Origin of the sequence: Alkalibacterium indicireducens, assembly GCF_039522005.1 — a bacterium.
In the GTDB taxonomy this organism is placed as follows: Bacteria; Bacillota; Bacilli; order Lactobacillales; family Carnobacteriaceae_A; genus Alkalibacterium; species Alkalibacterium indicireducens.
This window is the reverse complement of record NZ_BAAADA010000083.1, coordinates 19,859-32,357: the sequence shown is the minus strand read 5'-3', so window position 1 is coordinate 32,357 and position 12,499 is coordinate 19,859. Positions and strand designations below refer to the sequence as shown.

Here is a 12,499-nt window from a genome sequence, read left to right as displayed (position 1 = left end):
TCTGGTAACTGACTTTTCAAGAGCTGTTTTCAGGAAACCCTTTATTCTATATGTCTTATGACAGCGATTGTGCGATTTTACTGTGGCTTGAAGTCTCAAGCTTTGGTACAATACATAGAGAACAGAAAAGAGGAATATAATATGACACACCCATTTGATAAATTTAATTTATCGCCTTACCTGATTGAAGCCATTTCAGAAATCGGCTTTAACGAACCCACAGACATTCAAAATAAAGTGATTCCAGAGGTTAAAAAAGGAAGAGATATTATCGGACAGTCTCAGACTGGATCCGGTAAAACGCACGCGTTCTTACTGCCTTTATTTAATAAACTGAACCCAGAGAGAAACACTGTTCAAGTCGTTATTACTGCACCAAGTCGTGAACTGGCTGAACAGTTATACAATGCAGCCTCTCAGCTGGCAGAACATTCTGAGCAGGAAATCATTGTGCAGTCATTTATCGGCGGAACAGATAAAAACCGTCAGATTCAAAAACTCAGCAATAAGCAGCCGCATGTAGCGATCGGTACACCTGGTCGTCTTCTGGACTTGATCAATGCCAACGCACTTCTGACACACACAGCTCCATTCATGGTCGTTGATGAAGCGGATATGACCTTGGACATGGGATTCCTGGAAGATGTTGACCAGATTGCCTCTCGTCTGCCTGAAAATGGACAGATGCTGGTCTTTTCCGCAACCATACCTCAGAAGCTTCAGCCTTTCCTGAAGAAATATATGAAGAGTCCATTGATCATCGAAGTGGAAAACGAGCAGGTTATTGCGGATACTGTTGATAACTGGCTGATTTCTACCAAAGGCAAGAACAAGATCGACCTGATCTACAACTTGCTGACGATCGGACAACCTTATCTCGCACTGGTATTTGCAAATACAAAAGAACATGTTGATGACATAGCCCGTTCCCTTAAGAAAAAAGGCCTGGATGTAGCAGTCATTCACGGAGGCATCTCTTCAAGAGAACGTCGCCGTGTCATGAGACAGGTTCAGAACCTGGACTATCAGTACGTTGTAGCGACCGATCTGGCTGCACGGGGCATCGACATAGAAGGTATCTCACATGTCATCAATGCTGAAGTCCCTCAGGATCTGGATTTCTTCGTTCACCGAGTTGGTAGAACAGGACGTAATCAGCTTCCAGGTACTGCGATTACTCTTTACGGCCCAGATGATGAGCAGGATATTCAAATCATTGAGAAAAAAGGCATTGAATTTAAACCTAAGGAAATCAAGAACGGTGAAATCGTCGATTCATATGACCGTAACCGTCGGGACAAGCGTAAGCCTGTCAGCAAAGAGGTATCCTTTGACCCTGAAATTCACGGGATGAGAAAGAAGGCCAAGAAGAACATCAAACCGGGATACAAGCGGAAGATTGAACGTAAGAAACAGGCGAAAAGACAGCGCGCAAGACGACTTGAACGTCGAAACGACAGAGACTAACTAACTTAGAAGCAGCGAACCCATTATATCAAGGGAACGCTGCTTTTTTATATTTGGAGAGGATTGGTATTTTATAAGGTGCTCACGGTTTTTTTCTATAAATTATTGAGTGAGTTAGTCGTGATCGGCTCATTATCAAAGCAAGCGATACAAAATAGTCCTAATCAAGCTGCCTAGTTACAGTTTAACCTTACCACGTATTGTTAAGATATAAGTAGAATTGCCTCTAACTACAGTTCCGCTACCTATGCCCTTAAAAAGGTCCCGCTAAAAGCATTCTAATGATAGTTTAAAGCTTTTTCGGCAGAAAAACTGCAGCTAGAAGCCTCCTAACGGTGATTATGATCTTTTTGCAGCTCTAAAATATAACTAGAGCGGTCCTAGCTATATCTTATTTCTGACTATGGGAAATAAACTACAACTAAACTTACTCTACCTGTAGTTCGTAGGCAAGATGGTAACCACTAATAAACTGAGAATCGACGCAGCAGTAGTTCATCGACTCGATTAGAGATGAAAATCGACCTACATCATCAACCTCAGTCAAAAGGACCGTCACAGGACAAAAAAATAGAGCAAGCTCCCATTACAGGTTACTTGCTCTATAAAAAATATTATGTTATCCCTTGTTGTGAGGATCTTTTCGTTCAGGAGCGACCGCTTTTAAAGAGGTGAACAGGAAATACAAGGCGAATCCGAGCTTCAGTTCGAAAGCAAAAGGAACGGCCAGGCCGATTCCTTCCAAAATAGAAAGCAAGAGGGTCGGTACACTTAAACTGACGAGTGCCATACGAGCGTTCTTTCTGAATTTGAAACGTAGGCGGAACAGGGTAACTAGGATGTTGGCAAATAGTGATACGATCAGCCACTCATATAGTAATACAAAGGCACTGGCAAAATAGGCAATTAAGAAAATCAGCACTAGGACAAGTGGAGACAGTCTGCCGATCTGCTGAAAAGTTGTTCGTAGATAAGTATCGTCCAGTCCATCCAGCTGTTCATAACTGACTGGGAGTGAGCGCCCGGTCACATTCATGTAGAACTCGTCCTGCATCAAACCGATACCAATTGGGACATTTAAGCGTTCCAGGTTGGCATCAATTTCGTTCGTCTCTATGGCACCGTTTGGATCGAAGAAGAACAGGAATAAATTAGTCTGATGCACGTAGGTTTCCTGATCAGCTTCTGTCTGCAGTTGACCGTCTTCAATGGTGAAGGTGGGTAAGGTCTCTGCTATTTCTGTTCCGTCATTTTGAAGATTGCCCATTACATTAGATAACAGGGAGGCCAGGGACAGGGTTAGGATGAGCGTCAGGAACGTGAAGTAAGCCAACACCTGTTTTCTGGTCATATTTTTCGCTTGTACAAGCTTTTTAGGATTTAAGAATCCAATAAGTATATATTCTTTCACATTTTACCTTCCTTATCGTCAATTTCTCATAGAAACAGTGTACGTTGCCGGCTGAAAAAAAGCAATCAGACTTTTGACTGACTAGCAGCGCTAAACTGATTACGATAAGTGTCATTGGTCTGATAAGGTCTAAAAGGGAGACTTACTAAAATAAAGCAATTTTATTTGCTAAAATAATCATAAGTGATAAAATAAAGATGTACGATAATTTGTATTGGGAGGAATGTTAACTATGACGTACACTTTACCAGATCTACCTTATGATTATGATGCATTGGAGCCACACATCGATAAAGATACGATGCATCTCCATCATGATAAGCACCATGCGGCATATGTAACTAAAACAAACGCAGCACTGGAAAATCACCCTGAGCTTGCTGAATTAAGTATTGTGGACTTAATGAAAAAACTGGATTCTGTTCCAGAAGATATCAGAACTGCAGTAAGAAATAATGGTGGCGGACATGCCAACCACTCTCTTTTCTGGGAAATCTTATCTCCAAATGGTGGAGGAGAACCAGAAGGCGAACTAGCTGACGCAATCAACGATGCATTTGGCGGTTTCGGTGAATTCAAAGAGAAATTTAATCAGACAGCTGCTGGCCGTTTCGGTTCAGGCTGGGCATGGTTAGTTGTTGCTGACGGAAAATTGGAAGTCATGGATACTTTGAACCAGGACTCTCCTTATTCTGAAGGGAAAACGCCTATTCTTGGACTAGACGTCTGGGAACACGCGTATTACCTGAACTATCAGAACAGACGTCCTGACTACATCCAGGCATTCTGGAATGTTGTCAACTGGGATGAAGTGGCTAAACGCTTTAACGAAGCTAAATAATTCTCAACCGATCGAACTGGTCTCCTTCTTTGAAGGTGACCAGTTTTTTAGAGAACAAAGTTTGAATGTAAAATGAAAATTTACATTTTCTTCCTTAAATTTCTTCGTGGTATGTGGCTTTTAAATGGCTGTTTTGGTAAACTAGTAAGAGGTTAATAGTCTCTACTACGTGATTTTAAACGTTTATAGAAACAGGTCTATTAAACCAATCCTAAATTCAACAATATAATACACATCACAGGAGGGAATTGAGTGAAGACACCAGCTCAAAAAAGAAGAGATAAGAAAAAGTCCCATATCCCTTTCCGATTGAATTTACTCTTTTTTATTGTATTTTTACTTTTCTCTAGTTTGATACTTAGATTAGGTTACTTGCAGATTATTAGAGCAGATGAATTTCAGGCAGAAGTTGATCGGACAGAGAGAACCACGATCACTGGCAGTGTGCCACGTGGTGAAATATTTGATGCAAACTTGAGACGTCTGGTGGGGAATGAAGCAAGACACACCATTACCTACACGAGAGGGCGTAATGTTCCGGCTAGCCAGATGGCAGAAGTCGCTTATGATCTGGCTGACTATATTTCGATGCCTTCCGTTCCATTTTTTGCTGTCGATTCCGGCGCGGACTTAAGCAGACGTGATCTCCAGGATTACTTTATCGCAAGTAATCAGGACGTTATTCGTGAAAGAATGTCAGATGAAGAAATGACGATGGGTGGATCGGATGCCTATCAGGTTATGCTGAATTATGTAGATGACGCTGAACTGGAAGAACTGACGGAACGTGAGCTTGAAGCGGCTGCGATATTCAAGAAAATGAATGCCGCCTATGCATTGAGTACCGTCAATGTAAAAAACGAAGATGTCACGCATGAAGAAATTGCTCGTATCAGTGAAAATCTAGATAACTTGCCGGGTGTGGGAACCGGAACTGACTGGGTCAGAATGTATCCTGAAGGAGATATGCTGAGCAGTATATTAGGTACAGTATCGAGTGAAGATCAAGGAGTACCTGAGGATCGTTTGAGAACATATCTGGCTCAAGGGTACTCTAGAAATGATCGTGTCGGTTTAAGTCAAATCGAACGGCAATACGAATCCGTTCTTAGAGGATCAAAATCCCGTCTGGATACGGAAACGAACAGCCGTGGTGAGATTATAAATCAGATCGAACAGTATTCAGGTGAGAAGGGCGACAATCTGATTCTGACCATCGACATCGGTTTCCAGGAACAGGTCGAACAGATTGCGATCGACTCTTTAGCTCAACGACAAGGTCTTAACAACAGCATTTATATCGTGGCGATGGATCCAAGAAATGGTGATGTTCTGGCTCTAACAGGTAAAGAAATTCGTGACGGTGAAGTAAGAGACAATGCATTGGGAACCATCAACCAAAACTTTACTATGGGATCTTCAGTTAAAGGAGCAACCATACTAGCTAGCTATATGGAAGGCGTTCTTAACAGCAGCAACAATACGATCGTTGATACACCAATTCGTATAAGAGGCAGTAACCCTATCCGATCAGTCTTCAACCGGGGTAGCGGACGGATTCCAATGAATGACATTACTGCACTCGAGCGTTCTTCCAACGTCTATATGGCGAGACTGGCCATGCGTATGGGTGGAGTTTATGACTATACACCAGGTGGAGGGCTGCCGATTAACGGTGGAGAAGTCCTTGCCACCCAGCGTAAGTACTTTAACCAGTTCGGACTAGGCGTGCCAACAGGAATTGACCTACCATCGGAGTCAACAGGCTATCAAGGTCCGGGAACAGACGCAGCGGAAGCATTATTCTTTTCATTTGGTCAGTATGACACATACACTACAATGCAGTTGGCTCAGTACGTTTCAACCATTGCCAATGGCGGAACGCGTCTTGCTCCTCGACTAGTTTCAGAAATAAGAGACACTGATTCCTCAAATGGACAAGTAGGTGCGTTGAAGACTGAAATAGAACCGAAAATATTAAACCATGTTGATGCAAGTGAAGAAGCAATGAGCAGGGTCCAGCAGGGGTTCTATCAGGCCGTAAACGGCAGCCAGGGAACAGCCCGAACGATCTTCTCGGGTACACCTTATGTGGTTGCTGGTAAAACGGGTACAGCCGAGACTTTCTACTGGGACGATGACCTAGGAAGAAACACTGTCTCTGTGACAAATCTGACTTTTGTCGGCTATGCACCGTACGACAATCCGGAAATAGCTGTAGCAGTCGTTGTACCGAATTTACCGAACGAGAATCGGACGAATCAGGAAAACCAGCGTGCGGCAAGAAGAGTATTTGATGCTTACTTCGGTGTAGGTGAATTTGAAGGCTCAGCTTCATATAATGAGGCAGAAGATATCAGCGATCTGGAAGAGAGTGCAGAAGAGATACAAGGTGAAGAGGAGTAAATTCTTTGCAGATGATCTTCCACCGAGATTATACAAATAAATTGAATACGCCAGCTTCTTTTCTTAAGAATTCGTAAAGGAAAGCAGCTGGCGTATATTTTATTATATCATTTCAAGGGGTTCAGTTACCTCTTGGAAGCAGACTAGAAATATGTGAAGCGTGATGGTGCAAAAAAAAGAAAGCCTGATTAATCAGACTTCCTTGTGAACTACCCACCACTTAAATCCTCCGGATTTTGAAGTGGGGGCTTCCTACGAACTCCATTCTTGTCTGCACAGGTTTCATGCAGACAGAGGAATCGGATATGGGTAGGCTCAAAAGGCAGTCCCTGCCTCATAGGTTTTCTTTTACTTGGCTAACGCCAAGGAATACTCAGTAGGCTTGGTTGTCGCCTATATAGACTTGGTTATCGTCTATATATAAAGTATACCAAATGAGAATGACATTAACCACTTCAAGCTATCGCTTGACCGAAATTCATCTCCCACTTTCACTGGTGCTTCGCACCCATACGCTTAGAAGTGGGAGACTTCTTTCGGAATTACGTTAAAAAGTTAAAACTTATTTAGTTTCGCGGTGCAAAGTAACTTTGCGTTCGCGTGGGCAATATTTTTTAACTTCCAAACGTTCTGTGTTATTACGTTTATTTTTAGATGTTAGGTAGTTGCGTTCTTTGCAGTCTGTACATTCTAATGTAACGTTTACTCGCATGATTGTCCCTCCCAATATTACTGTTTTGAAGGCTATCAAACATGATAGGTGTCTAGCCATTCGCCTTGACTAGAATACCATGATTCAGAAAAAAATGCCACTCTTTTTTGTTATATTCCCTTTTCAGACCCTAAAATACGTCAATTCTTTAAAGAAACAGCAGAGTGACTCAATGTGCTGATTTAAAGTTCAGTTTGTCTAGGAAGGCTTACATGGTTAATCAATTAGAATCATTTGAGATAAGATGAAAGATTTTCTTTGACATGGTAGTATAAATGACATAATGAAATCATTCATAGTAGAAAATAATATTGGCTTTTGAAACAGAGGTGAACTAATAAGAGGTGGGTCACAGGTATCTGGTGATAAAAAACAAAGTGGCAATTGACAATATAGACGAGTGTTCCTGATCGAACGTGCGGTTAATCAGAAGCTGCAGAAAGTGACAGATGACAATATCATTACTGAAGTCATTCAGTCTAGGGTTCATGATGAGGCACTAGTTGACGCGGTCACTGAAAAACTGGTTGACGAAAGAAACAGAAGAGATGACTAGCCAAAAATCATAGAGGAACTATCTGAAGAAGCTGATAATGAAATAGATCAATAAATCAGGAATAATAAAAGGCAGGTGTCAGTTTAACTGATATCTGTCTTTTTCGCTCCTCTCATTTCTTTGTTAAGAAAATGAAAATTTTACTGTCTTTCTTATAATGCATAAATATGATACTATTTTATAGGTCAACTACAAATACAAGGGAGGGAAAACCATGGAAATGTGGATGATAGCCGGCTTGCTCCTGATTCTTTCTATCGCATTATTCATCTATTCACTTATAAAAAAAGAAGAGAAAGATGCAGCGTATAGAGAGCTTGAGAGTTTCTCACTGGCAGTCACTAAAACCGTTTACGACTTGAATCAAAGGATACATACTTTAGAAGCTCAGTTGAATGTGGATATAGAAGATGAGGAAAAGTCTGCACAAATGACTCGTCTAATGAAAGACAATACCATTACATTATTTACTAAAGGGGTAGCGACTCGAGAAATAGCCAGACAGCTTGATCTGTCTCAAAGTTCAGTTCAGGAAGTCATCAACGATTACATTACGGAAGGCATAAATGCCTGATGTAACAGGAGGGACACCATGTCAAAGAAGAATATTAGAATGCTCGCGACAGGTTTTCTCTTTTCTGCTGTATTGCTGCTCGTGCTTCAGTTTGCCGGACAAGGACAATCGGTCAGCAGCAGCAGTGAAGATGTCGAAGAACTTCAGGATGAAATACGGTATCTTGAAGAAGTAGCGACCGCGCTGGAACTTGAAAATGAACAGCTTGCAGCTGAGCTTGAAGAGATGAACAGCTCAATGGATGATCAAAATGAAGAATCAACGGATCTTGAAAATGAAGAAGCAGATACTGAAGAATCAGAGGAAGCCGAATCAGATGAGTCTGATCAGGAAAATGAAGCGGACGAAGTGGAAGAAAACGATGAAGAGCCACAAGATGTCACAGAATACACAGTCGTGATTCGCGAAGGAGAACCGAGTAGCGTCATTGCTTCACAGCTTCAAGCCCACGGATTAATCGAAGACGTTCATGCATTCAATAAACATCTGGAGGACAACAACCTGTTCAGACGTATCCGCCCAGGTCAGTACACAGTCCGATCTGATATGAATAGAGACCAGCTGGTGGAAGCAGTCATTCGTTAGATTTTGTATCTTATTATCTTTGAGGTAAAATTAACCTATCAAAGATAAAGGAGAGAATTACATGTCTGACACAGCAGTTATTTATATGTCCAACGGAAAAACGTATACAATAAGCAATTCTCCAGGGACTATAGCCAGTCAACTGGACAATAATGCCTCCGAATCTGATCTGCTCAGAAGTTTTGAACTGGTAAATGGAAAAAAAGTCTTTATCAATCCTGACCACGTGGTCGCTGTGGAAACAAGCGAACTGAGTAATATGGACACCTCCAGTCAGGATGAATTAACTGATGATCAGGATCAGGACCGTAAGGACGCGAACTTGAAAGCAGTTAAAGAGTTCAAGGATGATATCGACGGAAATATGGAATAAATTTATAAGTTAAGAGGAACAGCCGGTGCAGATGATGGCGGGTGTGACTCTTAACTTTTTTTGTCTGATTCAAATTGGTACACACAATGGAATATGCTATACTAAACTTAAAGATTTAAGGGAGCTAAAAATGTGAATTACCAGACTAAAATGAAACTTATGAGATGGAACAGAAAACCGTTCATTGCCTACGCTCTATTAGGCATTACAGGTTTTATGTATATCGTTCAGGAAGTCATGGGTGGGAGTACCAACCCTAGAGTTCTTGTGTTACTCGGTGCTAAAGTAAATGAACTGATCATACTGGGTGACTGGTACCGTCTCATAACACCCATGTTTCTTCATATTGGGATTACTCATCTCTTGTTCAATGCTCTGATTTTATATTTTCTTGGAATCCAGCTCGAAAGCATATTTGGACACTGGCGGTTCTTTCTATTGTATTTATTCAGTGCAATCGCAGGGAATGCGGCAAGTTTCGCCTTCAACCAGAGTATTTCTGCAGGAGCAAGTACAGCATTGTTCGGCCTTTTCGGCTCAACGCTGGTGTTAGGAAAGTTGTTTCCTTCAAACCCTCAGATAGGAGCGATGGCTAAGAATTTTTCTCTACTGATCGTTTTGAATCTGGTATTCGGCATTTTAAGCCCCGGGGTAGATATGGCTGGTCATGTCGGTGGTCTCCTGGGTGGATACCTTCTAGCTTATGCATTGTCCGCCCCAAGGGCCTGGGAGAAAAATAAACAGAGGCAGTTTGTTTACGCGCTGATTTACGTTGGGGTAGTGGCAGTGTTTATCTTTATAGGCTATTCCCGTTTGGTTCCCATCACACGATTATTCAATTAACACTAAGGAGGAAGCAGTTTGGAAGATAAGAAAATCATAGGGATCGATCTTGGAGGGACTTCAGTTAAATTTGCCGTAGTGTCTACGGAAGGATCACTTCTGAATCAGTGGTCCATTCCTACAGACATCTCAGACCATGGCAGTCACATCACCCCTTCGATCATTGGGTCAGTACTGTCATTCATGAATGATCATGGTTATACTTCAAAGGATTTTATCGGTATCGGTATGGGGTCCCCAGGAACAGTGGATCGTCACGCAGGAACTGTTATCGGGGCCTACAATCTGAACTGGGATCAGTTACAGCCAGTCAGAGAACAGATCGAGAACGCTACAGGTATTCCGTTTTTCATTGATAACGACGCCAATGTCGCAGCTCTTGGCGAGCAGTGGATCGGAGCAGGCCATAATGAACCAAACGTTGTCTTTGTCACTCTAGGAACTGGAGTAGGTGGAGGCGTAATCATGAACAACCAGCTTCTTCATGGAGCTAAAGGGGCAGCCGGTGAAATAGGACATATGACTGTTGACCGTAAAGGCTACGCCTGTACGTGCGGGAAGCTTGGCTGTCTTGAAACAGTAGCCAGTGCGACCGGTGTGGTCAGAGTGGCCAGAGACAGAGCGGATACCTATCCTGATTCGTCAAAATTGAAGGATCAGATCAAAGCTGGTGACTTAGTAGATACTAAACGCATTATGGATGCCGCCAAGGAAGGTGATGCATTCGCAGTTTCTGTAGTAGATGAAATCAGTGATTACTTAGGATTAGCATGCGGAAACATCGCAAATCTATTGAATCCTTCAACCATTGTTATCGGAGGCGGGGTGTCTAAGGCAGGCGAATTTCTTGCAGATAAGATCAGAGAACGTTTCAAGCTTTATGCATTCCCGACTATTCGAGAAGACACTCATATCAGAATTGCAGAATTAGGAAACGATGCAGGTGTCATAGGAGCGAGCTCGCTGGTCTTAAATGAATCTGTATATAAGCATATAAGTGAATAATGTTCACGTAATGTGGTAAAATGGTTGTAACATAAACCACACAATGAGGTGAGCAGCATGTCAGACAAAAAGGTATATTTAATAACCTTGAGGGTCTTTTTAACATGCTGTTCACTCTTTTTATTTGCCTGCGGGTCTTCTTCAGATGGAAGTGTCAACAGCAGCAGCGAAACAGAAGAAATTGCTCATCCCATGGACCTTGACCCGGAACAGTTCCAGAAGAACATAGGCTGGCTGGATGACGAAACGCTTCTTATCCACAAAGGCTCCAATGCAAGCCACCAGTTCATGTCCTATAATATCTTTACTGGAGACTTTGAAGAGATATATGAAGAACATGCATATATTCTAAGTGTAGAAATAAGTCACACAAGAGACCAAATCCTATTTCAGGAAGTGACCGACGAAGCCATTTCTCTGAATGTCATGGATCTTTCCGGTAATATTCTTCATTCGACTCCGCTCCATTACAGCGGCTATGTGACTCTTGACTGGAATGCTGTTGATCCGGATCTAGTCTTTATTTCACACTATGATTATGACAGTGAAGAAGAAATGGAAACCATACTGGTTCAAGTGTGGAATACAGAAGAAGAGACGCTTACTCCAAAACCGATCGCTTCACTATATCCTAGATGGTACTCCTCCAATGTCTATGTCTATGTGGATGAACTGGAAGGTAGGGACCTCTACATTGGAGATATGAGAGAGGAAAACGGAGACATGGTAATCAGTCGAGATGTCCGTGACTTCTTTCTCCACCAGGATACCTTCATAGGTATCGTTCCTTCCGACATTAACGACCATCAAGTCTATCTTTTTCATGAATACCCATTTCTTATAGGAGGTAATGTTATTACAGCACCTAAAGTCTTGCTGAATGATCAGCCCGTCAAACCACATTTGACGCAGTCTAATCGGAACGGAAAAGTTCTGGCTGTTTTAGCTGATGAACCAGTAATTCTAGAAGAAGAATTAGGGACCTATACGCTCTCTCAGCTGGATTTTGAAAACGAAACTGTTGAGGAGATCATTCCGTTACCGTATGATGCACCGATTTGTCTTTCACCAGATGAGAATTACGTGTTGTACGGCTGGCGGTACGAATACCTTATCGAACTGGACACAGGGGATATGCATTCACTGGTGGACATTTCTTCCTGAAAATACAGACTGGAATTTTGCTTGATATTACGGTAAAATAGAAGGTGATAAGCGTACAGAGAGGGAGTTATTTTTGGATAATTGGACAATCGTAACAATCATATTATGGATCGGAATCATTGCCTGGGGAATCTGGGAACTGGTTCAGTATTTCAGAAGAAAGAATGCAGCGACAGCGCTGGAGAATGATGAATTCAAGCAGGACATGCGTAAAGCCCAGATTGTTGACGTTCGTGGTAAAGACGACTTTGATGCTGGCCATATTCTTGGCGCACGCAACATTCCGTATATGCAGATGAAGCAGCGTGCTGGTGAACTGCGTAAGGATCAACCGATCTATCTTTATGATGACAAAAAGACAATGAGCTACCGAGCTGCTTTGCTGCTTAAGAAAAATGGGTACGATAACCTATTTGTTCTGAAAGACGGCTACGAGAAATGGGACGGTAAAATCAAACGCAAAAAGCCTATCAAGTGACAAATAAGGAAATCGGACTTGAACTCACTTGGGCAAAGTGATACATTTTAATATGACAAATCAAGGAAATCGCTCAGGATTTCC

General features: G+C 42.1%; 13 protein-coding genes. 11 read left to right on the top strand and 2 right to left on the bottom strand.

Features of this window, described 5'->3' with window-relative positions:
* Positions 1-141: 141 nt before the first annotated feature.
* Positions 142-1,467, top strand: a complete 1,326-nt coding sequence (locus ABFX15_RS05340; protein ID WP_346024448.1) for a DEAD/DEAH box helicase — start codon at positions 142-144, stop codon at positions 1,465-1,467.
* 619 nt (positions 1,468-2,086) lie between these two features.
* On the opposite strand, the gene ABFX15_RS05335 is transcribed toward ABFX15_RS05340, so the two are convergent.
* Complete coding sequence (locus tag ABFX15_RS05335; RefSeq protein ID WP_346024447.1) at positions 2,087-2,878, bottom strand: DUF1189 domain-containing protein; 792 nt, start codon at positions 2,876-2,878, stop codon at positions 2,087-2,089.
* A 232-nt stretch (positions 2,879-3,110) separates the two neighbouring features.
* Here ABFX15_RS05335 and ABFX15_RS05330 point away from each other — a divergent pair, with 232 nt between their 5' ends.
* Both ABFX15_RS05330 and ABFX15_RS05325 read left to right on the top strand, forming a co-directional pair.
* Positions 3,111-3,719: a superoxide dismutase gene (locus tag ABFX15_RS05330; RefSeq protein ID WP_091263932.1), complete on the top strand. Its 609-nt coding sequence runs from the start codon at positions 3,111-3,113 to the stop codon at positions 3,717-3,719.
* A gap of 252 nt (positions 3,720-3,971) precedes the next feature.
* A complete protein-coding gene (locus tag ABFX15_RS05325) occupies positions 3,972-6,125 on the top strand; it encodes a peptidoglycan D,D-transpeptidase FtsI family protein (protein WP_346024446.1) in 2,154 nt (717 codons plus the stop codon).
* Between the two features lie 562 nt (positions 6,126-6,687).
* On the opposite strand, the gene rpmG is transcribed toward ABFX15_RS05325, so the two are convergent.
* The gene (gene rpmG, locus ABFX15_RS05320) at positions 6,688-6,837 is read right to left on the bottom strand and encodes a 50S ribosomal protein L33 (RefSeq protein WP_091263938.1); all 150 of its coding nucleotides are present in this window, start codon (positions 6,835-6,837) and stop codon (positions 6,688-6,690) included.
* Positions 6,838-7,237: 400 nt separating this feature from the next.
* Between rpmG and ABFX15_RS05315 the strand changes: the two genes are divergently transcribed.
* The 8 genes from ABFX15_RS05315 (at position 7,238) to ABFX15_RS05280 (ending at position 12,415) form a co-directional block, all read left to right on the top strand.
* Positions 7,238-7,393 carry a hypothetical protein gene (locus tag ABFX15_RS05315; RefSeq protein ID WP_346024445.1) on the top strand — a complete coding sequence of 52 codons (156 nt, stop codon included), beginning with the start codon at positions 7,238-7,240 and terminating at the stop codon, positions 7,391-7,393.
* A 214-nt stretch (positions 7,394-7,607) separates the two neighbouring features.
* Positions 7,608-7,967, top strand: a complete 360-nt coding sequence (locus ABFX15_RS05310) for a helix-turn-helix domain-containing protein (protein ID WP_346024444.1) — start codon at positions 7,608-7,610, stop codon at positions 7,965-7,967.
* A gap of 18 nt (positions 7,968-7,985) precedes the next feature.
* On the top strand, positions 7,986-8,552 hold the full coding sequence (locus tag ABFX15_RS05305) for a hypothetical protein (protein ID WP_346024443.1): 567 nt from the start codon (positions 7,986-7,988) through the stop codon (positions 8,550-8,552).
* Between the two features lie 61 nt (positions 8,553-8,613).
* Positions 8,614-8,925: a hypothetical protein gene (locus ABFX15_RS05300; RefSeq protein WP_346024442.1), complete on the top strand. Its 312-nt coding sequence runs from the start codon at positions 8,614-8,616 to the stop codon at positions 8,923-8,925.
* A 132-nt stretch (positions 8,926-9,057) separates the two neighbouring features.
* Positions 9,058-9,768, top strand: coding sequence for a rhomboid family intramembrane serine protease (locus ABFX15_RS05295; RefSeq protein ID WP_346024441.1), 711 nt, complete (start codon positions 9,058-9,060; stop codon positions 9,766-9,768).
* An 18-nt stretch (positions 9,769-9,786) separates the two neighbouring features.
* Complete coding sequence (locus tag ABFX15_RS05290) at positions 9,787-10,773, top strand: ROK family glucokinase (RefSeq protein ID WP_346024440.1); 987 nt, start codon at positions 9,787-9,789, stop codon at positions 10,771-10,773.
* A 57-nt stretch (positions 10,774-10,830) separates the two neighbouring features.
* Positions 10,831-11,937, top strand: coding sequence for a YqgU-like beta propeller domain-containing protein (locus ABFX15_RS05285; RefSeq protein WP_346024439.1), 1,107 nt, complete (start codon positions 10,831-10,833; stop codon positions 11,935-11,937).
* A gap of 73 nt (positions 11,938-12,010) precedes the next feature.
* Entirely contained in the window at positions 12,011-12,415 is a 405-nt protein-coding gene (locus tag ABFX15_RS05280) for a rhodanese-like domain-containing protein (protein WP_346024438.1), read from the top strand.
* Positions 12,416-12,499 lie beyond the last annotated feature (84 nt).

What these genes read in the sequence shown, in the direction of transcription:
- ABFX15_RS05340 (WP_346024448.1), top strand. Translation starts at nt 142, where the DNA reads ATGACACACCCATTTGATAAATTTAATTTATCGCCTTACCTGATTGAA.
- ABFX15_RS05330 (WP_091263932.1), top strand. Translation starts at nt 3,111, where the DNA reads ATGACGTACACTTTACCAGATCTACCTTATGATTATGATGCATTGGAG.
- rpmG (WP_091263938.1), bottom strand. Translation starts at nt 6,837, where the DNA reads ATGCGAGTAAACGTTACATTAGAATGTACAGACTGCAAAGAACGCAAC.
- ABFX15_RS05310 (WP_346024444.1), top strand. Translation starts at nt 7,608, where the DNA reads ATGGAAATGTGGATGATAGCCGGCTTGCTCCTGATTCTTTCTATCGCA.
- ABFX15_RS05305 (WP_346024443.1), top strand. Translation starts at nt 7,986, where the DNA reads ATGTCAAAGAAGAATATTAGAATGCTCGCGACAGGTTTTCTCTTTTCT.
- ABFX15_RS05300 (WP_346024442.1), top strand. Translation starts at nt 8,614, where the DNA reads ATGTCTGACACAGCAGTTATTTATATGTCCAACGGAAAAACGTATACA.
- ABFX15_RS05285 (WP_346024439.1), top strand. Translation starts at nt 10,831, where the DNA reads ATGTCAGACAAAAAGGTATATTTAATAACCTTGAGGGTCTTTTTAACA.